The organism is Paraniabella hibiscisoli (assembly GCF_022512515.1).
GTDB classification, from domain to species: domain Bacteria; phylum Bacteroidota; class Bacteroidia; order Chitinophagales; family Chitinophagaceae; genus Niabella; species Niabella hibiscisoli.
Map to the genome: position 1 here is coordinate 654,909 of NZ_JAKWBK010000001.1, position 20,724 is coordinate 675,632.

At 41.7% G+C, this 20,724-nt stretch carries 32 protein-coding genes and 2 pseudogenes; 14 read left to right on the plus strand and 20 right to left on the minus strand.

Translation table 11 applies throughout. The features are described 5' to 3' along the window. The first annotated feature begins 14 nt into the window (after nucleotides 1-14). From MKP07_RS04220 to acpS, 10 genes and pseudogenes are all read left to right on the plus strand, one after another. Entirely contained in the window at nucleotides 15-272 is a 258-nt protein-coding gene (locus MKP07_RS04220; RefSeq protein ID WP_240845190.1) for a hypothetical protein, read from the plus strand. Nucleotides 273-302: 30 nt separating this feature from the next. Further along, nucleotides 303-893: a Crp/Fnr family transcriptional regulator gene (locus tag MKP07_RS04225; RefSeq protein ID WP_240845192.1), complete on the plus strand. Its 591-nt coding sequence runs from the start codon at nucleotides 303-305 to the stop codon at nucleotides 891-893. Nucleotides 894-955: 62 nt separating this feature from the next. Next, complete coding sequence (locus tag MKP07_RS04230; protein WP_240845194.1) at nucleotides 956-1,249, plus strand: hypothetical protein; 294 nt, start codon at nucleotides 956-958, stop codon at nucleotides 1,247-1,249. A gap of 279 nt (nucleotides 1,250-1,528) precedes the next feature. Further along, nucleotides 1,529-1,684, plus strand: coding sequence for a 50S ribosomal protein L34 (gene rpmH, locus MKP07_RS04235; RefSeq protein WP_114789870.1), 156 nt, complete (start codon nucleotides 1,529-1,531; stop codon nucleotides 1,682-1,684). Between the two features lie 3 nt (nucleotides 1,685-1,687). Continuing rightward, entirely contained in the window at nucleotides 1,688-1,936 is a 249-nt protein-coding gene (locus MKP07_RS04240; RefSeq protein WP_240845196.1) for a hypothetical protein, read from the plus strand. Between the two features lie 11 nt (nucleotides 1,937-1,947). After that, nucleotides 1,948-2,175: pseudogene (locus tag MKP07_RS42100) on the plus strand (helix-turn-helix domain-containing protein); the annotation flags it as partial. 169 nt (nucleotides 2,176-2,344) lie between these two features. Further along, nucleotides 2,345-3,013 carry an SDR family NAD(P)-dependent oxidoreductase gene (locus MKP07_RS04245; RefSeq protein WP_317235945.1) on the plus strand — a complete coding sequence of 223 codons (669 nt, stop codon included), beginning with the start codon at nucleotides 2,345-2,347 and terminating at the stop codon, nucleotides 3,011-3,013. Nucleotides 3,014-3,132: 119 nt separating this feature from the next. After that, nucleotides 3,133-3,537 carry a ribonuclease P protein component gene (gene rnpA, locus MKP07_RS04250; protein WP_240845198.1) on the plus strand — a complete coding sequence of 135 codons (405 nt, stop codon included), beginning with the start codon at nucleotides 3,133-3,135 and terminating at the stop codon, nucleotides 3,535-3,537. Beyond that, nucleotides 3,512-3,742 carry a membrane protein insertion efficiency factor YidD gene (gene yidD, locus MKP07_RS04255; RefSeq protein ID WP_240845200.1) on the plus strand — a complete coding sequence of 77 codons (231 nt, stop codon included), beginning with the start codon at nucleotides 3,512-3,514 and terminating at the stop codon, nucleotides 3,740-3,742. Before rnpA ends, yidD begins: the two co-directional genes overlap by 26 nt. A 91-nt stretch (nucleotides 3,743-3,833) precedes the next feature. After that, the gene (gene acpS, locus MKP07_RS04260) at nucleotides 3,834-4,208 is read left to right on the plus strand and encodes a holo-ACP synthase (protein ID WP_240845202.1); all 375 of its coding nucleotides are present in this window, start codon (nucleotides 3,834-3,836) and stop codon (nucleotides 4,206-4,208) included. Here acpS and MKP07_RS04265 read toward each other — a convergent pair. From MKP07_RS04265 to MKP07_RS04275, 3 genes are all read right to left on the minus strand, one after another. Then, on the minus strand, nucleotides 4,205-5,551 hold the full coding sequence (locus tag MKP07_RS04265) for a PSP1 domain-containing protein (protein ID WP_240845204.1): 1,347 nt from the start codon (nucleotides 5,549-5,551) through the stop codon (nucleotides 4,205-4,207). The genes acpS and MKP07_RS04265 overlap by 4 nt on opposite strands. A gap of 223 nt (nucleotides 5,552-5,774) precedes the next feature. Beyond that, a complete protein-coding gene (locus tag MKP07_RS04270; RefSeq protein ID WP_317235946.1) occupies nucleotides 5,775-6,632 on the minus strand; it encodes a DNA polymerase III subunit in 858 nt (285 codons plus the stop codon). Then, nucleotides 6,629-6,976, minus strand: a complete 348-nt coding sequence (locus MKP07_RS04275; protein WP_240845206.1) for a hypothetical protein — start codon at nucleotides 6,974-6,976, stop codon at nucleotides 6,629-6,631. Before MKP07_RS04275 ends, MKP07_RS04270 begins: the two co-directional genes overlap by 4 nt. Before the next feature lie 132 nt (nucleotides 6,977-7,108). Between MKP07_RS04275 and MKP07_RS04280 the strand changes: the two genes are divergently transcribed. Then, nucleotides 7,109-8,197 carry an MBL fold metallo-hydrolase gene (locus MKP07_RS04280; protein WP_317235769.1) on the plus strand — a complete coding sequence of 363 codons (1,089 nt, stop codon included), beginning with the start codon at nucleotides 7,109-7,111 and terminating at the stop codon, nucleotides 8,195-8,197. Between the two features lie 86 nt (nucleotides 8,198-8,283). Further along, entirely contained in the window at nucleotides 8,284-8,502 is a 219-nt protein-coding gene (locus tag MKP07_RS40990) for a rhodanese-like domain-containing protein (protein ID WP_317235947.1), read from the plus strand. An 11-nt stretch (nucleotides 8,503-8,513) separates the two neighbouring features. Here MKP07_RS40990 and MKP07_RS04285 read toward each other — a convergent pair whose 3' ends face one another. From MKP07_RS04285 to rsfS, 8 genes are all read right to left on the minus strand, one after another. After that, nucleotides 8,514-8,996, minus strand: coding sequence for a hypothetical protein (locus MKP07_RS04285; protein ID WP_240845208.1), 483 nt, complete (start codon nucleotides 8,994-8,996; stop codon nucleotides 8,514-8,516). After that, nucleotides 8,974-9,885 (minus strand): hypothetical protein, encoded by a 912-nt coding sequence (locus tag MKP07_RS04290; protein ID WP_240845210.1) that lies wholly within the window; start codon nucleotides 9,883-9,885, stop codon nucleotides 8,974-8,976. The genes MKP07_RS04285 and MKP07_RS04290 overlap by 23 nt, the downstream gene beginning before the upstream one ends. A 53-nt stretch (nucleotides 9,886-9,938) precedes the next feature. After that, nucleotides 9,939-10,133 (minus strand): SWIM zinc finger family protein, encoded by a 195-nt coding sequence (locus MKP07_RS04295; protein ID WP_240845212.1) that lies wholly within the window; start codon nucleotides 10,131-10,133, stop codon nucleotides 9,939-9,941. A 128-nt stretch (nucleotides 10,134-10,261) separates the two neighbouring features. After that, entirely contained in the window at nucleotides 10,262-10,555 is a 294-nt protein-coding gene (locus MKP07_RS04300) for a gamma-glutamylcyclotransferase family protein (RefSeq protein ID WP_240845214.1), read from the minus strand. Between the two features lie 165 nt (nucleotides 10,556-10,720). Beyond that, the gene (locus MKP07_RS04305; RefSeq protein WP_240845216.1) at nucleotides 10,721-11,353 is read right to left on the minus strand and encodes a LutC/YkgG family protein; all 633 of its coding nucleotides are present in this window, start codon (nucleotides 11,351-11,353) and stop codon (nucleotides 10,721-10,723) included. Between the two features lies 1 nt (nucleotide 11,354). After that, entirely contained in the window at nucleotides 11,355-12,710 is a 1,356-nt protein-coding gene (gene ftsH, locus MKP07_RS04310) for an ATP-dependent zinc metalloprotease FtsH (RefSeq protein ID WP_317235770.1), read from the minus strand. A gap of 136 nt (nucleotides 12,711-12,846) precedes the next feature. Further along, a complete protein-coding gene (locus MKP07_RS40995) occupies nucleotides 12,847-13,416 on the minus strand; it encodes an ATP-dependent metallopeptidase FtsH/Yme1/Tma family protein (RefSeq protein WP_317235771.1) in 570 nt (189 codons plus the stop codon). Between the two features lie 60 nt (nucleotides 13,417-13,476). Then, entirely contained in the window at nucleotides 13,477-13,875 is a 399-nt protein-coding gene (gene rsfS, locus MKP07_RS04315) for a ribosome silencing factor (protein ID WP_240845219.1), read from the minus strand. A 140-nt stretch (nucleotides 13,876-14,015) separates the two neighbouring features. On the opposite strand from rsfS, the gene MKP07_RS04320 reads away from it, so the two are divergent. After that, nucleotides 14,016-14,702, plus strand: a complete 687-nt coding sequence (locus MKP07_RS04320; RefSeq protein ID WP_240845221.1) for a biotin--[acetyl-CoA-carboxylase] ligase — start codon at nucleotides 14,016-14,018, stop codon at nucleotides 14,700-14,702. 314 nt (nucleotides 14,703-15,016) lie between these two features. Then, nucleotides 15,017-15,589, plus strand: a complete 573-nt coding sequence (locus tag MKP07_RS04325; protein WP_240845223.1) for a hypothetical protein — start codon at nucleotides 15,017-15,019, stop codon at nucleotides 15,587-15,589. Between the two features lie 25 nt (nucleotides 15,590-15,614). On the opposite strand, the gene MKP07_RS04330 is transcribed toward MKP07_RS04325, so the two are convergent. The 9 genes and pseudogenes from MKP07_RS04330 to MKP07_RS04375 form a co-directional block, all read right to left on the minus strand. Further along, entirely contained in the window at nucleotides 15,615-15,986 is a 372-nt protein-coding gene (locus tag MKP07_RS04330; protein WP_240845224.1) for an outer membrane protein assembly factor BamB family protein, read from the minus strand. A 34-nt stretch (nucleotides 15,987-16,020) separates the two neighbouring features. After that, nucleotides 16,021-16,811: pseudogene (locus MKP07_RS04340) on the minus strand (glycerophosphodiester phosphodiesterase). A gap of 53 nt (nucleotides 16,812-16,864) precedes the next feature. Further along, nucleotides 16,865-17,173, minus strand: a complete 309-nt coding sequence (locus tag MKP07_RS04345) for a DUF4157 domain-containing protein (protein ID WP_240845230.1) — start codon at nucleotides 17,171-17,173, stop codon at nucleotides 16,865-16,867. 174 nt (nucleotides 17,174-17,347) lie between these two features. Then, nucleotides 17,348-17,872, minus strand: a complete 525-nt coding sequence (locus tag MKP07_RS04350) for a YceI family protein (RefSeq protein WP_240845232.1) — start codon at nucleotides 17,870-17,872, stop codon at nucleotides 17,348-17,350. 108 nt (nucleotides 17,873-17,980) lie between these two features. Further along, the gene (locus MKP07_RS04355) at nucleotides 17,981-18,646 is read right to left on the minus strand and encodes a DUF2461 domain-containing protein (RefSeq protein WP_240845234.1); all 666 of its coding nucleotides are present in this window, start codon (nucleotides 18,644-18,646) and stop codon (nucleotides 17,981-17,983) included. Between the two features lie 50 nt (nucleotides 18,647-18,696). Next, the gene (locus MKP07_RS04360) at nucleotides 18,697-19,098 is read right to left on the minus strand and encodes a hypothetical protein (protein ID WP_240845236.1); all 402 of its coding nucleotides are present in this window, start codon (nucleotides 19,096-19,098) and stop codon (nucleotides 18,697-18,699) included. Nucleotides 19,099-19,100: 2 nt separating this feature from the next. Beyond that, nucleotides 19,101-19,424 (minus strand): hypothetical protein, encoded by a 324-nt coding sequence (locus MKP07_RS04365; RefSeq protein WP_240845238.1) that lies wholly within the window; start codon nucleotides 19,422-19,424, stop codon nucleotides 19,101-19,103. A gap of 83 nt (nucleotides 19,425-19,507) precedes the next feature. Then, complete coding sequence (locus MKP07_RS04370) at nucleotides 19,508-19,879, minus strand: GntR family transcriptional regulator (RefSeq protein WP_240845241.1); 372 nt, start codon at nucleotides 19,877-19,879, stop codon at nucleotides 19,508-19,510. Between the two features lie 205 nt (nucleotides 19,880-20,084). Continuing rightward, nucleotides 20,085-20,711 carry a hypothetical protein gene (locus tag MKP07_RS04375; RefSeq protein WP_240845243.1) on the minus strand — a complete coding sequence of 209 codons (627 nt, stop codon included), beginning with the start codon at nucleotides 20,709-20,711 and terminating at the stop codon, nucleotides 20,085-20,087. Nucleotides 20,712-20,724 lie beyond the last annotated feature (13 nt).

Consider the following 20,724-nt stretch of genomic DNA (forward strand, 5'->3'; position numbering starts at 1 on the left):
ATATAGACGTGATTTTGCTGGCCTGTACGCATTATCCGCTGATGCTGCAGCAAATAAGAGAATATGTACCGGTACAGGTAAAACTGTTAACGCAGGGCGAAATTGTTGCCGAAAGCCTGCAGGAGTACTTGCAAAGACATCCCGAAATAGACCAGCAATGCGGCAAAAACAGTCGGCTACAATTTTTCACCACTGATGATGCTGCAGATTTTGACGAAAAAGGTTCTGCATTTTTTGGTGGCCCTGTTAAAAGCACACATGTAAGCATGTAAACCCATTGTAGCTCAACTTTGCAACATATTATGAATTTCGATCTGATTTTAAACAATATTGCCAGGTATGTTCTTTTAAGCAGTTCAGAAATTGAACAGGTCACATCACTTATCACCTACAGGAAACTAGCCAGAAAAGATTTGTTTCTGGAGGAAGGCCAGTCTTGTCAGTATATTGCATTTGTTCATTCGGGAGCCCTGCGGGCCTACCATTTAGACGCTGCAGGTAAAGAGTCCACCATCATGTTTGCATTGACAGATTGGTGGATAACCGATATGTATTGTTTTTTGAACGGGAAACCTGCTATGGTATTTATAGAAGCGCTTGAAAACAGTGAAATATTCCTGCTCAGTAAAGAAAACCTCGACCGGTTATTAGACACGCTGCCAAAGTTTGAACGTTTCTTTAGAATTCTGATGCAGAATGCTTATACGAGAGAACAACTTAGAATAATTGAAACCCTGTCGTTACCTGCCGCTAAAAGGTATGATAACTTCCTGGCCAAGTACCCGCAAATTATCAACCAGGTCACACAAAAACAAATAGCCTCTTACCTGGGCATCACTCCGGAGTTCTTAAGCACCATCCGTAAAAATAAAGCCAGGGGAACCATTTCTTAAAGTATCTTAAGAGCCATTGGCCATACAATTAGTTTCTTTGATGTAATCAAAAAAAGAATACAATGCTCATACTTATTGCCGGCCCGTACAGAAGCGGTACCAACGATGATCCCCAGCTGATGCAACAAAATTTACATAACCTGGAGGCTGTTGCCCTTTCGCTGTTCAGAAAAGGGTACACCCCTATTATTGGCGAGTGGGTAGCTTTGCCCCTGATACGGCTGGCCGGCTCCACTAAGCCCGGGGAGATGATGCGTGGAATGAAATACAATATCCTGTTGCTCATCAATTACTGGAGAAATGCGATGCAGTTTTTCGCATTGCGGGCGAATCAAAAGGTGCTGACGAAGACGTAAGAATTGCAACGGAAAGAGGATTAAAGGTCTTTTATCAGCTGGATGATGTACCTGCACTGCGGTAGATGCTTCACCCCTTATAGGGCCAATTTATGTGAGCACCCGGGACCGGGAAAGGCTGGTTGCCGTAAACTTTAAACTTTTTAAACTTCAAACTTTAAAATTTTCCCTACCTTTGCCGTCCTTTCACAAACAGGGGATGTGGTGATCTTCTGTCTGAAAATTAAACCGGCATGTTCTCCCATGCTATTAATTAAAAAGTGAAAAAATTAAAATAAAATGAAACGTACTTTCCAACCGCACCGCCGTCGTCGTAAAACTGTTCACGGTTTTCGTAAACGTATGCAAACTGCTAATGGCCGTAAGGTTTTAGCAAGCCGCCGTGCTAAAGGGCGTAAAAAGCTTACTGTGTCTGACGAAAGAAGACTGAAGTAATCTTTGATAAGCTTTCAAATTATTCGTAGCTCCGTTTTTCGGGGCTATTTTTGTTTTAGAAATAACTTTTCATTTACCAGTTATGGAGCCAAAAAAACCAGCAGCCGGGGTACCGAAATTGTAACGCAATATTTCGCGTTCATCGACCAACACCTGGCCGACTTATTGGAGGACCGGGTGGATGATATGATGACCATCACCCAGATTGCACAACATTTGTTTATAGCGCCAGGGCATTTAACTAATACCTAACCAAAGAAACCGGGCATCACCCCTGTTATTACTATGATCTGAAAATAATTGAGGTAGCCAATAAACTACTACTCCACAGCGATCTATCGGGGTCTGAAATAGCCAGGCGCCTCACTTTCGATCCATCAAATTTTGTCAAATTTTACAAAAGCATTACCGGCATTACCCCTGCTATTTTCCGGGAGAAGAAAGCACTGCCGCCTATACTTCCCATTGAGCAGAAAAAATATACCCGCTAGCGCCAGATTCTGTGACTGTCACATGCCCGTTTATAAAACAGGTGGGAATTTTGTGTCCTCTTTTTAATTAAAATAAAAAAATGACAAACAGAATCGCATTAATAACAGGAGGTAGCAGGGGACTTGGTAAAAACGCCGCCCTGGCATTAGCTCAAAAAACATAGATATCATTCTCACGTACAATAGTCAACAAGCAGAAGCAGAACAGGTTGTAAAAGAGATTGAAGCATTGGGAAGCAAAGCCGTTACCCTTCAACTAAATGTTGCTGAGACGGAAAGTTTTGACGGTTTTATAGAAAAAGTACAAAATGCCTTAACCTTAATTTGGCAAAGAGCAGACCTGGATATTTTGATCAACAACGCTGGCATTGGCATTCACAAACCTTTTACTGAAACCACTGAGGCTGACTTTGATATGCTTGTAGACATTCAGTTCAAAGGGCCTTTCTTTCTTACCCAAAAAATGCTCCCGCTTTTAAAAGATGGAGGTAGCATTATCAATATATCCAGCGGCCTGGCCAGGTTCTCTACTCCCGGCTATTCGGCTTATGCGGCTATGAAGGGTGCCATGGAAACATTAACCCGTTACCAGGCAAAAGAACTGGGTGCGCGGGGTATTCGTGTAAACATAGTAGCCCCTGGTGCGATCGAAACAGATTTTGGCGGCGGTGTGGTGAGAGATAACCAACAGCTTAATACATTTATAGCTTCTCAAACCGCGTTGGGCCGCGTTGGCCTGCCTGACGACATCGGCGGTCTTATTGCATCGCTTTGTATGCCCGAAATGAGTTGGGTAACCGCACAAAGAATAGAAGCATCGGGTGGTATGTTTTTATAAGGCCCACCGGGCAGTAGCGCGTTACGACACGCGCTACTGCTTTACCCCTCCAATTCGATCCGTAGGAATGTTTCAGGTTGTATATCTTTACAGCCGCAACAAATGCTTATATTTCACGAATGCCTACTCATATTTTTCCAAAATCGCAACGAATCAAAAGCCGGAAAAAGCTCCAACAGGTTTTTGCTGAAGGAAAAAGTGTGCGCACCAAGGACCTAAGACTGGTTTACCTGGCAGAAAAAAATGAAACAGGCGATGTTAAATGCGGTGTAGGTTTAACAACCCGAAATTTTAAACACGCTGTTGATAGAAACCGCATTAAAAGATTACTTAGAGAGGCTTATAGGCTGCAACAACACGATTTGAAAAGCCAGGTAGCCAATAATCATCCCATAAACCTGTCGTTGTTTTTACTTTATACGGGAAGAGAAATGCCATTGTACCAGCATATTTATGAAAATGTTGGGGTAGTTTTACAAAAATTACAGAAAGCCTTACATGCGGCAGTTCCTGAAAATACTTAGCTGGCCATTTATCGGTCTTATTAAAATATACCAGTGGGTTATTTCTCCCTGGTTGGGACCCAAATGCAGGTATACGCCCACCTGCTCTCATTACTCTTTACAGGCTTTTAAAAAATATGGCCTTTTTAAAGGGGTCTGGTTGTCTGTAAAAAGAATTTCCCGTTGTCATCCTTGGGGAGGAAGTGGTTACGACCCTGTTCCGTAAAATATTAAAGCTGGAAGTTTAAGGTTCAAAGTAATTGCGATCGCGAATTTTAAACCTTGAACTTTAAATCTTGAACCTTAAATTATAAATAATGGTAACTGGTATCGGGTTAGACGTAATTGAAGTGGAGCGTGTTCAGCAAAAAATAGAAAAAGAACAGGGCTTTAGAGAATTAGTTTTTGGACCAGAAGAAATTAAATACTGCGAGCCCAAAACACATAAATATGAGCACTATGCTGCGCGCTTTGCCGCGAAAGAAGCGCTATTTAAAGCTTTGGGAACAGGCTGGACCAGTGGAACGGCTTATAACGAAATTGTTATACTAGGAGACCAGTCAGGTAAGCCGGAAATTCACCTGAGAGGCGAAACTGCTCAAACACTCCGGGAGTTGGATCTTTCCAAAATAAAAATATCCATCAGCCATCTTAAAAATATAGCCGCCGCGGTGGTTATTATTGAATCTTAATTGGCCTGTTTATTACTGTTGTTACCGTTGTTGTTATTATTTTCCCGCCTTCTTTGAGGATTATTAGGCTGCTGTTGCTTATTACCGGCATTACGTTGCTGCTGGTTTTGCGGGCGATTATGATTGCTCCTGTTTTGTCCCAGCCTTTGTTGCTGTCCCTGGCCTCCGCCCTGGTTGGCTGTTACAGGCTGGATACTGTTACCCTGCGGAGGACCGCTTCTTCGTTGCTGTTTACGTTTTTTATCCGCTCTCTCCAGGCTACGTAATGAAATTTGCCCCACCACATCAACAAACGCGGGTTCTACTTCTTTCGGTTTGGTAGACACTACTTCAACTGCTTCCAACTCTTCTGGAACAATATTTTGGCGGTTTAAAGATTTGATCTTTCTAACCCTTTCTATAGTTAACGGATATTGCTTATTACTATCAGGCAAAGAATACCACATCAGGTTTTTAAAAATATCCTTTTTGATCAGGTAAGCTCTTCCTTTGGTTACTTCCAGCTGATCGCAGTCGTTCGGAAAACCTTGTAAGGCATCCAGGTAAGTATCCAGCTCGTAGTTCAGGCAGCATTTCAAACGCCCGCACTGGCCGCTTAGTTTTGTTTGATTAATGGAAAGATTTTGATAACGCGCTATCGATGTATTTACCGATTTGAATTCAGTAAGCCATGTTGCGCAGCACAATTCCCGCCCGCAGCTTCCTATACCTCCTACCTTCCCGGCTTCCTGGCGGGCGCCTATCTGGCGCATTTCTACCTTTACCTTAAACTCAGTAGCATACACTTTAATCAATTCTCTAAAGTCTACACGCCCGTCTGCTATATAATAAAACGTAGCTTTTCTACCATCCGCCTGCATTTCTACCTGGCTTATTTTCATATCCAGCTTTAGCTGACGCGCAATCGCACGGCTCCTGATTACCGCCTCTGGCTCTCTTTGCTTATTAATACCCCTCTGCTCCAGGTCTCTCTCCGTAGCGGTCCTTAACACTTTTTTCATGTCAGGATTGCCCTCTTTTACACCATATTTTTTCATCTGCAGGCGAACAATTTCACCCGTCAAAGAAATTTCACCTACATCAACACCACTCACTCCCTCTACCGTAACCAGGTCGCCTTTCTCAAAAAAATGAACCGTCGTATTCCTGAAGAAATCCTTTCTGGTGCCTTTATTAAAACTCACTTCCACCACATTGCAGTGGCTGTCCATATCTGCTATCGGAAGATTGCGTAACCAGTCGTACGTATTCATACGATTGCAGCCACCTGTACTACAGCCTCCGTTGCTATTGCAACCACCCGGCTTGCTGCCATTAGCAGTACCACAACTTGTACAACCCATTGTTTGTAAAATTATAATAACGGAAAAGTGCAGGCTGAAATATGGCGTACAACAAAATACAAGCAGGATCCAGGCCCTGTGTATCAAAAATATAAAAAACTGCAAATCAGTTTATTATGAAAAACCTTCTTCAAAAGTAAGGTTAAAATGCACGCACGTCTCTTCGCCTCTACACTATTCGCTTCCTCAAAAAAAATTACTTAACTCCTCAAAATCCTTTACCTCAATCATTCAAAAGTACAACATTGTCCTGAATGATATGATATATTTTAATAGTAAGGGCCATGAACAGCATCTTACCATTAGCGTTTCTTTCAATATAATAAGCGGCACGATCCAGCTCTTCTATGATCGCCTGTTGTTGTTCAATACTGGTGATCTTGTTTAATCGCAGGGCAAAATCCCGCTCTTTTTCAGGGTACTGTTGAGCCAGGTCGGGCATTACCTGCAACCTTAAAGCCAGCTGCAACAAGTGATTAAAATAGCGTAAAAATTGCTTTTGCCCCTCACGCCCTACCTGCCCGATTTCATCCACCCATTTCGACTGTGCCACCGGACCTGTTTTCATGATGCTGTTCAGCCAATCGCGCAATAAATTCTGCCAGTCCTCGTCAGAGTGCTGCATAATTTGCATAGCTTCCCGGTAATTGCCTTCGCTGATCGCTGCTACTCGGGTAGCAGTAGTTTCATCAGCTTTGTTGCGGGTTACCAGCGCTTTCTTTATGTCTGCATCTCCAGGCAAAGGCACTTTTATCAACTGGCAGCGACTCAGGATCGTTTGCAGTATTTGTCCCTCATTCTCAGCAACCAGCAGGAAAACTGTTTTTTCAGGCGGCTCCTCTATTAGCTTCAACAATTTGTTACCCTCATTACCAAGGTATTCGGGTAGCCACATTATCAGTACTTTATACCCGCCTTCGAAACTTTTAAGGTTTAATTTTCTAATAATATCATTACACTCGTTAGCAGTAATATTGCCCTGTTTATTTTCTGCGCCAATAAATTGCAGCCAGTCGTATACATTTCCGTAGGGATAGTTTTTTACAAACTCGCGCCATTCTGTAATATAATCGGCACTTATCGGCGGAGTACCGGCTTTTTCGTTACCACAGGATAGCTAAAATGAATATCGGGGTGCGCCAGTTCAGCCGCCCTCTGGCAGGAAGGGCAAACACCGCAGGCGTCAGCTAATACTTCTGGTTGAACTTCCGGCAGGTCGTCGCCAAACAAAGATGGTCCAGGGTCTTTCGGTACGCTGTTCGCTTTCTCACAAACAATATACTGTGCAAAAGCCAATGCCAACGGCAAGCCACCAGCGCCCTCCTTTCCCAACAGCAGCATTGCATGGGCCAGGCGATTTTCGCGCATCAATTCTGTCAATTCACTTTTGAGGTGCGACTGGCCTATAACATCTTTAAATTGCATGGATGCAAAATAAGCTTAATTAGCAAATTGGAGAAATAAGCGCCAATGGATGGAGGTACTATGATATCAATTGATCCTTTTGACCGATGTTGAACAAAAAATCTGGAAATTTGTAATACGAGGTACCTATTTATGAAGATCGAACAAATTTATACAGGCTGTTTGGCGCAGGGCGCTTACTATATTGTTTCCGGAAATGAGGCGGCCATTATCGACCCCTTGCGGGAGGTATCGCCTTATATTAATCGTGCAAATAAAGACGGTGTAACGATTAAATATATTTTTGAGACCCATTTTCATGCTGACTTTGTGAGCGGTCATGTTGACCTGGCTGCCCAAACCGGTGCACAGATCGTTTTCGGTCCTACCGATGCGGCTATCGGTTATGATGCGCTGATCGCTAAAGATGGGCAGGTATTTGAGATTGGCACTATTAAAATAAAACTGATCCATACACCTGGTCATACACTGGAAAGCAGCTGCTACTTATTATTGGATGAAAACGGTACAGAAAAAGCCCTTTTTACAGGTGATACTTTATTTATAGGAGATGTAGGAAGGCCCGATCTCGCGCAAAAAGTATCAGATGATCTCACCAAAGAAAAGTTAGCAGGTATGCTTTTTGAATCCCTTCGCAATAAAATAGCTCCTTTGCCAGACGATATTATTGTTTATCCTGCACATGGAGCAGGGAGCGCCTGTGGTAAAAACATGAGTAAGGAAACCAGCGACACCCTGGGACACCAGAAAATAACCAACTATGCTTTAAATATGGCCCTGAGCCAGAAAGAATTTGTAGAACAGGTTACTGATGGCTTGACAGCGCCACCCCAATATTTCCCGCAAAATGTGCAAATGAATATTGAAGGCTATGATAATATTACCGAAGTGATCGAGCGGGGCACCCAGGCTCTTTCTCCTGAAGCATTTGAAGAAGCGGCCAACCATACGGGCGCTGTTATTTTAGATACCCGAAAAGCCGATGAATTTTCGAAGGCCTTCGTACCTAATTCTATTAATATTGGCATTGATGGCAGTTTTGCCGTTTGGGTAGGCACTTTAATACCTGATGTAAAACAGGAATTGTTGATTATTGCAGAGGACGGACGGGAAGAAGAAGTGGTAACACGCCTGGCCCGTGTAGGCTATGACTACAGTATTGGTTATTTAAAAGGGGGATTGAAGCCTGGAAGGCTGCGGGTAAAGAGCTGGACCATATAGAAAATATTTCGGCTGCTGCTCTTTCGGCTATTGAAGGTGCCGAAATTATTGATGTAAGAAAGGAAACTGAGTTTGAGCAGGAGCATATTCAAGATGCTCAAAATGTTCCGCTGGACTATATTAATGACCACCTTTCGGCTATCAACCGGGATACAACTCAATATATCCATTGTGCAGCAGGTTACCGGTCTATGGCATTTGCATCTATTTTAAAAGCCCGTGGATTTGAAAATGTGGTAAATGTAACCGGTGGCTTTAAAGCATTAAAGGCCATTGACCGGTTTACTATGGAAACCGGGAGGTAATTCTATCGCTGCTATCCTAATTTTTGTTTTATAAACTGTATTAATTTATTGGGTTGGTACCACCGTCTCGTTTCACTTTCTGTAATAGCCAATTTGAGGTAATCAATATCGAAATTTTGTACCAGCTTTTCGGCAATTAAAGCAATAGCCTCATTGGACTGGGGATTTTCTTGTGGATTGTAAAAGCTTATCTGTTCAGCTCTTTTGGTTATCAGGGAGGCCAAAAGGCTTCTTTTGTCAGTTGCGACCATTATATCGAAGTATTCGGCTATCTGCTCATATGAAAACAGGCTATCAGTAACCTCTTCAATCATTTTTTTAACCCTGCCTTCAGAATGTAATACCTGGATATAGAACCTAGCTGACTGGCCCCTGTTTTGGTAAGCCGTTTTAGCCCTCGACAGGATCTGGGTTCTCCACTTCTTTTTCTCTTCTTCGTTGCTGATGCGATCTCTTATAAATTCATAGTCTTCAAATTCGAAGGTAAAAGGCAAAAAGAAAGCGCAATACATCTACCAATTTTGCTTCTTCATTACCTGTTTTATAAATATTTTTTAATAAAAGCCAGTACGGAATATTATACTCATCTTTATAATTCCCGTTTATTTGCTCTTTACAATACACTTCGGCGAGCAAATAATCACCGCGCTCTATTAAAGCCTCTATCAACTTATAATTAAAATCATTCTCGAAATAAAGCGGTTTAAAGTATTTACCATAGTCTGCGAAGAGATTATATTTTTTTACAGCATCGAAAAGAAGCATAGTGTATTGTTTCCCGTCAAAAAGGCCGTCGTGATACACTTCTTCATATTGATGCATTAATTGCTGTATCAGTTTATCTCGCCTATCCTCACCAATAACTTCGCACATATCAGCTAAATGCTTCAAATAGTACATTCTTACCCGTTTATGACCATCCGGTACCTGCATTACAATATAGCCAACGGCAGTGGTCCACGACTCTTCAGTATGTAGTTCTGTAATTGTTTGCAGGGTTTGGTGAAGCAGCCGCTCAATATACCTGGGAATGCGTATGCTGTTTATTTGTGCCGTATGATAATAATATTCGCAGGTTTGGATGGTATTATGAACACATAAAAAAGCGTTCGGGTCACATACGTTGTATAAGTACTGCCTAATTATACTCTGATGGGTTTCATTCCAAAGTTCTATTACTTTCTTTAACTGTGTCTGGTCAATAGTTTTCTTATTCTTAACCACCGCCTTCCAAACATTCCGAGTCAGGGTAATGCATTCTTCAGGGCTACACTTTTGCTGTATTGATTTGAAATGGTTGACAAACGAGAATTTAATGTCTGCATTTTTAGCTAAGATATTTGTAAGCCAGGCCTTAACCTCTTCATGAGAAATCTCCTCCAATAACGCCTCAGCTTCATCTTTCTTTTTAACTGCTCCCGTAATTTTAGTACCCTTTACATTTTTTGCTTCGCAAGATGGAGAAGCAAAGCCAACTTATGCACGCAGAAATCACTATTATCGCTACAGTCGCAACCAGCATCCGTTACCCCTAATGTGGCGTTTACCGACAGAGATACATCAAAAGTTTCGTTGCCTTTATCGATATATGCGACATACACACCCTTTTCAGTTTCATCGCATTCACGCACACTATACCTTTCTGCCGCTTTTAGAATGGCAGGGGAGAATATCTTCGCGTAATTTTTAAGACTAAGCTTCAAAAGGCAGGTAAAAATCAGGTTTTGCCGGCAGTAAGATCCTGTGTATTACTGGGTCGTTAATGTTTATTACCAAGGTAGTCCATCATGTGTTCTGACTCAATAACCGGTTTACCTGTCACCTCTTTATTGTACCAGTAAATCCATGCAATTACCTCGTCTCCGGCTTCGGTAGTAGTTGTCACTAAGGCTCTTTTATAATAGATATCCTCTCCATCATCAGGATATAATCCTTCATAATCATCCAGTTGCGCCAATATAAAAGACAACTCTTTAGGATTACGGATCTCGTATAACTCTCCTCTTATGATCCGCCCGGTATCGTCAGAAGTACCTACAGGAAAAGTGCCCATATCATATATGGTGCCTTTTACAAAAGCATTCCCTTTAGCTTAAAATACTTGGATATATATTCATAAGCAGGGCTTTTAAAACCGCTAAGGAGTGATCCGTAAACAAAAAGAAAATGACTATGTGTTTGCATAAATTTTCGTTTGATATGAACGTATGATACCTGATCAACTTTTATCATCTACCAGGAAAACATATACTTCTTTTGGCCCGTGAACACCTACCACCAGGGTCTTTTCTATATCGGCAGTGCGGCTCGGCCCTGTTGCAAATGTAATCAGCGATGGTAGTGCAGCACCGTATTTTTCTTTAACCCCATCCAGAGCTTCCTTTATATCGTATACCAATTGGCTGGTATAGGCGATACAAATATGCACGGGTGCATACACACTGGTATTGCGGCCGCTTTGTTCTGCAGCACTCATTACTATACTTCCCGTCCTCGCTACCAGGTATTCGCAGCTGGTAACCGCCACATCGCAACCGGCCAGGCTGCTAAAATCATTTAAAAACTGGAGGCCTCCCCGAAGTATACCGGTAAGATTATGGTCAATACAATAGATATGCTTCCATCCTTTGGCAACAGCCAGCTGGTTGAACTGATGCACCAGGTCTTTTTCGTCAAAACAGAAAGCAAATCTACCTTGTAAGGTAGTAAACCGCTCGGCAAATTCCACTTCAATATCCTGTTCCAGCGGCATAAAAACAGAGGACTGTCCTTCACTTTTTGGAAATGGGATAGGCGTTGGTTGTGCCAACGCCTCTCTTATTTTCTTTAAAATATTTCCCCTGGCAGACACTTTATTCGGGATTAGGTGAAGCCGTATTTGTGTTAGTACTGTTATTATAAGGAGGTAATGTACTTACATCTGCATCACCACTGGTTGTAGGTAATACCACATCTGCCAGTGCTTTTTTTTCTTCAAAAGGACGTTTTCCAATCAGTCGCTCCAGATCATCTTTAAACAATACCTCTTTTTCCAACAATGCTTCCGCTATGATGCGTACTTCCTCTTTTTTCTCTTCTATCAAAGCTTTAGACCTGGCATAAGCACTATCAGATAATTTTTTTACTTCCTGATCAATCAACTTACCGGTTTCCTCACTATAAGGTTTTTGGAAACTGCCTTCGCTTTGTGGGTCGTAGAAAGAGATATTACCAATTCGCTCATTCATACCGTAAATGCTCACCATTGCATAGGCTGTACGGGTTACCTGCTGCAAATCGCTCAACGCCCCGGTAGAAATTTTTCCAAAGAAAACCTGTTCTGCAGCACGGCCTCCCAAAGTCATACACATATCGTCTTCCAACTCCTCTGTAAGCGTCAGGTACTTTTCTTTGGGCAGGTATTGCGCAAACCCTAAAGCAGCAGTACCACGCGGAACGATCGTTACTTTTAACAGAGGATGTGCATGTTCCAGAAACCAGCCAGTTACAGCATGGCCTGCTTCATGATAAGCGATCACACGCTTTTCATCAGGAAGGATAATTTTGTTCTTCTTCTCCAAACCACCAATGATACGGTCAATTGCATCATTGAAATCCTGCATTTCTACTTCCGTCTTACCATTTCTTGCAGCAATTAGCGCTGCCTCGTTACAAACATTGGCAATATCGGCACCTGCAAAACCAGGTGTTTGAGCAGCCAATTTATGAATATCAAGATTTTGTGAGGTTTTGATCTCTTTTAAATGCACTTTAAAAATCGCTTCACGACCCGCAAGATCCGGCTTGTCGATAGTTATCTGCCTGTCGAATCTTCCTGGCCTTAATAATGCCGTGTCCAAAACATCCGGCCTGTTGGTAGCTGCTAGTACAATAATACCCGAATCGGTACCAAAACCATCCATTTCTACCAGCATCTGGTTCAATGTGCTTTCACGCTCATCATTGCTCATCATCGCATTTTTACCACGGGCACGACCAATTGCATCAATCTCATCGATAAAAATAACACAGGGCGCTTTTTCACGAGCCTGCTTAAACAGGTCACGTACACGGCTGGCGCCCACACCCACAAACATTTCTACGAAATCAGAGCCGCTTAAGCTAAAGAACGGAACTTGCGCTTCGCCAGCCATAGCTTTGGCCAGCAAGGTTTTACCAGTCCCCGGAGGGCCTACCAGTAAAGCACCTTTAGGGATCTTACCGCCCAAACTTGTATATTTTTAGGATTGCGGAGGAAATCCACGATCTCCATTACTTCCACTTTTGCTTCATCGAGCCCGGCTACATCCGCAAACGTAATGTTTACTTTAGTGCCTTTATCGAATAAAGTAGCTTTAGACTTTCCTATACTGAATATTCCCCCAGGGCCACCGGCACCACCGCGCCACCGCTCATTTTACGCATCAGCAGTATCCAAACACCCAATAACAAAACAAAAGGCAGAAGGTAGCTTATTGCTTTGGGTAAAAAGTCGTTATCCGACCTCACCTCGGGCTCGATCCTCGCCAAACCCGGATGCCGCGCATAGAATTTCTCCATCTGGTCGTTAAATACTTCCGGACTGGCAATTTCAAAATCAAATTGTGGCGTTTCTTCCGCACCCTTAACCACATTTTTATTCGCATTAGGATATCCCGCCAAAGAGTCTGCCTTTATCCAAACCCGCACCCTGTCCTTATTAGTAACGATGGTGTATTTTGAAACGTGCCCTTTCTGCAGCATATTTTGAAATTGGGAAATGTTGATCTCCTGCCTGGATGATCCCAATGGATTCAGGAACTGGAAGGCCAGCATGATCGCCAGTATAATGATGAAAGCCCAATAGCTACCGAATTTCGGTCCCTTTTTAGGCTCTCCCGGCGTGTTATTATTGTTATTATTTGAAAACGGATTTCTCTTTTCCTGCTTCGCCATTTTTTCTGTTTGATGTATAAGGTAAAAACCTTGTAAATTGTTTATTAAGACTTTAAATAATTATTGATGCTCTTCTACCACCGCATCGCTCCACATTTCTTCAAGATTATAAAACTTGCGGGTTTCGGGCTGCATAATATGTACCACTACGTCCACAAAATCTACCAGCACCCATTGCATACTTTGAAACCCTTCCTTATGGAAAACGTTCTCACCGCAATTTTCCTTTACGCGATCTTCAATATTATCGGCAATAGCTTTTACCTGCGGTTGGCTGGTGGCCTCGCATACAATAAAAAAATCGGCTACAGCTTCCGGAATTTTCCTCAAATCCAGCGAAACAATATTCTCTCCCTTCTTTTCCTGTATGGCGGCAATGATGGATTTGAATAATTTAGAATTTTTTGTAAGTTTTCCAGATAAATTTCTGCGTTTTGTTAGCGAAGCCAATGGTTCCAATAGAAGATGCGATTTTAATTAAAAGAAGACATTTAGTACCGAAAAGTGAAACAGTAGATGTGATGGCTATTTCCGGCTCACCACTTTATTTTGTCCGTGTTTCAGGATTCCTTATTTAATTTGCTCAAAAATAGCGAATATTGGCACAACAATCAGCAGATAATTGCCCTTTTCCGCCTGTAATCGAACTTTTATCCATCGATAGCACCAATAATTATGCCCTAAGCCGGTTAAAGCAGTCCAACCTGACGGAGCGTCAGGAAACACTGCAACATGGTTCGGCAGTTTTTGCGCATGAGCAGTATGCGGGTAAGGGGCAGCGGGGCAAAACCTGGCAATCAAAAAAAGGAGAAAACGTTCATTTAAGCGTGATGCTCAACCCCGAAAAAATTGGTTTACACCAGCAGTTTTTATTGATCGCACTGGTGGCACTAGCCGTAAGAACTGTTTTTGAGCGTTATGCGAAAAGCGACATTCTGATTAAATGGCCGAACGATATCTATTTTGGCGACCGGAAAGCCTGTGGCATTCTCATTGAAAATATAATAAGCGGACGGGATTGGAAATGGGCGGTGGCAGGTATCGGCATCAATATTAACCAGGTTGAGTTTCCTGAAGTGACAGATCGGCAACCGGTGTCCCTGAGACAGATCACCGGAAAAAGCTTTGACTGTCTTCCCATAGCCGAAGAAGTTAGAGCCGAACTATTGTTTCAGTATAATAATATCGACCCGTTAAAGTTAATGGCAGCATACAACCACTTTCTGTATAAAAAAATGAAACGGTTCTTTTTGAAAAAGATGGCCAAAGCTTTAAGGGATTGTTGAAAGAAGTGTCGGCCGATGGCAAACTTCAGGTTCAGATTAACACGGAAAATCTTTCTTTTGACTTTGGAGAGGTAAAATGGCTGATCCAATAGACTCCCTACATTTGCATTACCCAATATACGCTTATGAAAAAATCAGCTATAGCCATTGTATTATTTCTATACGCTTTCGCTTTACATGCTCAACAATATAAGGTGGCTATGCAGGTCGGGGCCAACACCAGTTTTGTCCCCCGATTTGAAAATTCAAATATCTACATCGAAAATTTTTTAATTCCTGGCTTTTATGAGCTTAATGCAGGCAATAGACTGAGTATGAGTTCCAATGAAGTAAGTATCAAAAAGCAGCCTGGTTTTTTTGCTGACATTGCGCTTGAGAAAATGCTGAAAAACAATTGGAGCCTTAGCTTGTCACTGGGAGTCAACCAGGTTAGTTATACCTACGATGGATCTATTGCCATACCAGAGTATTCCAATACGCCAGGTGAAGCAACTTCCTGGAGATCCTTAAATTTGAAAACCCTTGATCCTGATTATGGCAATACGAAAATGTTATACCTCACATCACGGGCCTTTCATATTGCAAAGAAATGGAGCAAATTTACTGTTGCTGCAGGTCCTCAATTCAACTACCTGCTAAGTAAAAAATACACGAACAGCATACTACTCGATACAGACCCATCGAAACAAGGATACGAGGATGGAGTTTTTGAGGCCAGGGGTGATGCCAGGAAGTTGCTGATTGGGGCCACCCTATCTGCAAAATACAATGTAACGCACCGCCTGTACATTGTAGCCGGCGGACAAAAATGGTTCAGCTCACTTTACGAGAAAGAAAACACATCGGCTAATGTTCACCAAAAAGCCGCCCCATACAGGCAGAGTTAGGCATTGGCTACAACATAGCCCGATTTTAACCAGATGCTGATGTGGCAGCCGTTGTAGCAGCAATAGCTGCTGCCGATGCCGCTATCGCCGCAGCATTAGCCTGATCCTGGGCCGCTGCGCCGGTATTCGCATTTGCAATGCTTATAAAGCTATAGCCCCAGCCTTTTAATTCATTCTTCCACAGAAAAGAGCCATCTTTAGCACTCAGGCAGATCAATATACCAGATACACCTATATAGAGTTTGGTATCTTCCAGAAAAATCTGGCCTACCGCATAACTCATAGAGGTTTTAATATACTCTTTCAATTTTACTTCCCAGGCAATCTCCCCGGTTTTCTTGTCTATCGCTGCTACCCTGCCATTGCTTAAAATAAACAATTTATTGTCGGTTCTCATATTTCTAAAGTTAGGTTATTCTTATTGATTGGATTTATTTGGCCAGCTTTTTTAGTAACAGCTCAGGCTCATTGGTGGTGATGAAGTCAATACCTTGTACAAGAAAATCTTCCATTACCTTTTCATCATTTACCGTCCACGCATTTGTTTTTACACCCAGGGTTCTGGCATTTTTGATCCAGTTTTTATCTTTTTGAAAAACACTGTAATGATAGTCTGCATCCAGCTTATCAGCCTTTAACTTTTCAGCAGACATATCTCCGTTCAAATACTGAACAGGGGCAGAAGGCTCCAGTTCCCGCACTTTTTGCATACATCATAATCAAAAGCAATGTAAACTGTTTGCGCCTGTCCTTTGAAACTCCGAACCATTTCCACCACTTTGGTAGCCAAACGCAGCGACCTTTCTTTACTAACTTTAGAAGTCTTTATTTCAGCCACCATGATGGTTTTCTTCTGGCCATACCCCTCCTTCAAATAAGCTTCGAGTGTTGGGATTTTTTCCCCGTTGGGCAAAGTCTTCGCCAATAGTTGCTGATAGGTATTGGTTTCGATTTCCATACCTAAAAACTTATCGTCGTGATTTACTACCAAAACCTCGTCACTGGTCATATGTATATCAAACTCGGTACCACCACAACCCATAGCAATGGCGGCCTTCAGCGAGGCTATAGAATTTTCAGGTGCACCTGTATTTTTAAAGGCGCCACGATGTGCGATTACTTTGTTCATAAAGGGAATTGACAAAGAGGCTACTTTCTTTTGAGAAGAGCAACCCGATAAAAATGCTATGCATACAGTAGCGAACAGTACTATTTTTTTCATCTGGCGAAATTAATTTATGGCTTACTAAATTAAAGCAGTTCTGTGATTATTCATCATTTTATAACACCATAACCCTGATCTGTTCTTCTCAATCGATATCGTCTGGTAATCCCGGAATCGGTTTCTGCCGCCCTGGCCTCACATTCCAAACCACATTTATAATATCCCACTTTTAAGGTTTGCCATAAATAAGTGGCAATAAACCTGATAAAACCCAGTCGCTCGTATTGCTCTATATGTTTTAATTCATGACGCAACCATCTTTCGTTACTTAAAAACTCATGCTGAGATACGCCGTATAAATGAATCCGGCTCCCTAAAACAATGGCCACATTTTTACTGCGCAGCTTTCGAGCTGCCAACTTTGCGATAAAGGAGTTTTCTTTTATGGTAAACGACTTCACTGGTATAAAACTAAGAAACAAATTAGATTATTCTTTAACCGCCGGGGAACAATCCTATGAAGGCGGCCAGCCCATAACAAAAAACGGCCTCCTCCGGGAGACCGCCTTTTTCTTTGTTTTCCTTCTTATCTATTAAGCTTCTTTAACTATTTCTATATTAGCGATCAGCTTTACATCTTCACTTACCGCAATACCACCAGCCTCTGTAACTGCATTCCAGGTAAGACCAAATTCTTTACGGTTGATTTTACCAGTTACTTCAAAACCACCAACTGTTTGTCCGTACATGCTTAAACCCACACCGCCATGCTCTACATTAAATGTAACGGGTTTGGTTACACCTTTCAAAGTAAGGTCACCTGTCAGTTTATAATCGTCACCATCTTTTTCAATTGCAGTTGAAACGAAAGTCAGTTTAGGATGAGTTTCCGTTTCGAAGAAATCTGCCCCTTTCAAGTGAGCATCTCTTTGTTCTACGCCAGTGTCGATACTATTTACATCGGCGCTAAAAGTAATTTTTGCGTCAGAGAAATCGTCTTTTTCTGCTACTACCGTTCCTTCAAAGTTTTTAAACTTACCGGATACTGTTGAAATTACCAGGTGTTTTACTTTAAAACCTACCTCTGAGTGCATTGCATCTATTGTCCAAGTTGCCATAAAATTTTTATTTTTTGTGATTTATAACACAAAGCTACATTTCATTGTTGCAACAGCAATTAATGTAGGTTAAGAAAATTCCGGCTATCTGGTAAAGCAACGTTAAAGCTACCCCAGGGCATTGTTCAGATAGTTATTTAGCGGCAACAGGGTTTCGAAAGCTGCAGTAACTTTTGTAACCAGGGTTTTGCTGGTCAGGTCAGCATCGTCGATATTACTAAGCGCTACAAAGCTTTTATGTTTTAAGTATTCAGCAGCAGGATTACCCGGCTCGTAACCTTTAGGCACGCGCGATAATACATAACTATCTTCCACCGACAATCCTCCGTAAGTTGTTTTAAATTTTTTAGAAAGAAGGATCTTTTCAAAATCGGCCAGGTTATAATCTATTTCCTGTCTCACTTTGGCCAGCATATCTGCAGGAGGTTGCCACATACCGCCGCCGGTAAAACTGGCTCCCGGCTCCAGGTGAAAATAATAGCCAGGCGTCATCGATTTTTTGCCTTCACTATTAATGAAAGCACCGAAATTAGTCTTATAAGGGGTTTTGTCCTTTGAGAATCGAATGTCCCTGTTAATGCGGAACATACAATCCTTTGCCGATAAATGCGAAATAGACGGATCTGTTTTTGAAAACTTCTGGATCACCGTATCAATAAACGCAGCAAAGTCTTTGCGAGCGTTTTCATAATCTTTACGGTTGTCATCAAACCAGGGTTTATTGTTATTAAGCTTTAGATCTTTTAAAAACTGCAGGGTGGATGATTGTAGCATAGTCGATTGTTTCGGCTAAGATAGCCTACAACCAGTTTATAAAAATAACCCTATTTTAAAAATTTACTATACCGGTAAGGAGCATTAAACACAGATGCTTCTGAGATATGTCCACTGAGCGTATCGATAGAAACAGCTTCCGAGAAGTTGATAGTGGACTGCCCGTTTAGATCGACCTTCAAATTTTTAATGTTTATATGGTCACCGATCCTAACGAAAGCATTATTAGCATTTATGGAGATATCAGAGAACACAGTCTTGTATACATCAAGCTTGAGGGCTGATTGATCGTTGGCTTTCTGGAGTTGGACTGTCTTATCCCCATCCGCATATAACGAAGCCTGGTTGAACAACTGAAAATTCATAGCGCCTAAGGCAACCGTACTGCTATCAATAGTAATAGTAGTTCCCCTGGCTATGATCGGTACGGCCCTGGGAAGTGTGATGTCCATCTCTATACCGTAAAAAAGTTAGGACCATCAGTTTTAACAACTGCTTTGAAACTGTAATCAACTACCAGGGTATCACCCGACCAACCTACACGGAGGTTGTCGGTCCGGCCTTGCTCAGGATTGGTTACATCATAATTTTTGAAAGAGTAGCTGAATTTATCGCCGTATTTAATATGGGCTTTTAACCCGAATTCGTTATTAAACGGAACACCATCAAGCTTAATAGCAGTAAAGGCTTTTACCTCTTTAGGGGCAGACACTTCGTAGCCTGTATTATTTTTAACGATATATCTATCGCTTTTTATTGCTGCTTTAAACCCCATCACCAGTATTAATGGTAATGAAAAAGCAGCAGCACCAGGCCCATCAATAATTTATTACTCGTCTTCATTCGTAAACATTTAGTTTGTTATGCGTACTGTTTCTTAAATTTCTCGTATTTCTGTTTCAGGTCTTCCGGCTCTATGCCCAACAGGTACATGTTCCTGAAGAATAAGGGCAATTCTTTTTCCATAAACTCCTGTTTGCGGTAAGCAGCCGCAGTCTTCAATCCCTCAGTCGTAATAAAGTACCCGATGCCTCTTTTATCCTGTATAATTTCCTGTTGTTTCAAAAAATCGTAAGACCGGGCGACTGTATTGGGGTTCACTTCTAATAACATCGCCAGCTCCCTCACACTGGGTATTTTAGCATCAGGCGGCCACTCTTTCAACAGTATTTTTTCGCATACATAGTCGGCTATTTGTAAGTAAATAGCCTGTGTATTATTGTCAAATTGCATAAAATAGTTATTTCATTGGGGATTAATCAGATTTGCTTTTCTTTCAGCTTCACCCATGTGATCAACCACAGAAACGGTGCTATCAAAAACTTAAGGAAGAACAGGACACTTTCCTTGATAACCGGCGATAAGGTATATTCTTTATATGTCTCTTCACCCCTAACGTAGGGATCTCTTAATGAAAAAAGATTCCAGTTATAATTTGCTAATGCACTGTTGGCGATCTTTGAAACATAGTAAATAAATAAAAAAGGAAAGCCGCAATAATCACAATGGTAATAATAAATGAGAATCGCTTAAAAGCAACAGAACCTAATAAAAAAGCCGCCTGCACCGCAAAAAAGGCGCTGATAAAATAGGGCAAAACAGCATTAATCCCATTCTTATTATTCCAGTTCAAACGCTTATAAGTATACTTAACAGGATCCTTGTCTATTAATACCTGTATATAGGACTCAACGCCTGCTTTTAATAGTAAAAAACAAACCAGGTACACCACAGAGAATACCAGAAAATTAAAAAACCAGGTGGCTATAAATTTTTCGAGATGGCTGGCCGGGAAACTGATCCAATAGATACCTTTATCCTTGCTGCCTAACATGTTAAAAGCAGTACTCGCGAAAATAGCCCCGGTTATAAAAAGTCCGAACAGCCCTATAATATATGCAGATTCTTCATTATAATGAGAGCCGCCATTAGCAGCCCAAAATCCAAATACAATGCCCAACAACCCTAGCAAAGCCAATACAGACATCAGGTACATGCGCCGGTTCTCGCCCCACTGCTTTCCAATCAATTGAATGATTCTTTTAAAACTAAAATTTGCAGTCATACAGATAATAAGG

Coding starts and splice junctions, on each gene's coding strand:
- MKP07_RS04225 (WP_240845192.1), top strand. CDS start 303: ATGAATTTCGATCTGATTTTAAACAATATTGCCAGGTATGTTCTTTTA.
- MKP07_RS04230 (WP_240845194.1), top strand. CDS start 956: ATGCTCATACTTATTGCCGGCCCGTACAGAAGCGGTACCAACGATGAT.
- rpmH (WP_114789870.1), top strand. CDS start 1,529: ATGAAACGTACTTTCCAACCGCACCGCCGTCGTCGTAAAACTGTTCAC.
- rnpA (WP_240845198.1), top strand. CDS start 3,133: ATGCCTACTCATATTTTTCCAAAATCGCAACGAATCAAAAGCCGGAAA.
- yidD (WP_240845200.1), top strand. CDS start 3,512: ATGCGGCAGTTCCTGAAAATACTTAGCTGGCCATTTATCGGTCTTATT.
- acpS (WP_240845202.1), top strand. CDS start 3,834: ATGGTAACTGGTATCGGGTTAGACGTAATTGAAGTGGAGCGTGTTCAG.
- MKP07_RS04265 (WP_240845204.1), bottom strand. CDS start 5,551: ATGGGTTGTACAAGTTGTGGTACTGCTAATGGCAGCAAGCCGGGTGGT.
- MKP07_RS04275 (WP_240845206.1), bottom strand. CDS start 6,976: ATGCAATTTAAAGATGTTATAGGCCAGTCGCACCTCAAAAGTGAATTG.
- MKP07_RS04280 (WP_317235769.1), top strand. CDS start 7,109: ATGAAGATCGAACAAATTTATACAGGCTGTTTGGCGCAGGGCGCTTAC.
- MKP07_RS04300 (WP_240845214.1), bottom strand. CDS start 10,555: ATGGGCACTTTTCCTGTAGGTACTTCTGACGATACCGGGCGGATCATA.
- MKP07_RS40995 (WP_317235771.1), bottom strand. CDS start 13,416: ATGGCGAAGCAGGAAAAGAGAAATCCGTTTTCAAATAATAACAATAAT.
- MKP07_RS04325 (WP_240845223.1), top strand. CDS start 15,017: ATGAGTTCCAATGAAGTAAGTATCAAAAAGCAGCCTGGTTTTTTTGCT.
- MKP07_RS04330 (WP_240845224.1), bottom strand. CDS start 15,986: ATGAGAACCGACAATAAATTGTTTATTTTAAGCAATGGCAGGGTAGCA.
- MKP07_RS04350 (WP_240845232.1), bottom strand. CDS start 17,872: ATGGCAACTTGGACAATAGATGCAATGCACTCAGAGGTAGGTTTTAAA.
- MKP07_RS04355 (WP_240845234.1), bottom strand. CDS start 18,646: ATGCTACAATCATCCACCCTGCAGTTTTTAAAAGATCTAAAGCTTAAT.
- MKP07_RS04360 (WP_240845236.1), bottom strand. CDS start 19,098: ATGGACATCACACTTCCCAGGGCCGTACCGATCATAGCCAGGGGAACT.
- MKP07_RS04370 (WP_240845241.1), bottom strand. CDS start 19,879: ATGCAATTTGACAATAATACACAGGCTATTTACTTACAAATAGCCGAC.
- MKP07_RS04375 (WP_240845243.1), bottom strand. CDS start 20,711: ATGACTGCAAATTTTAGTTTTAAAAGAATCATTCAATTGATTGGAAAG.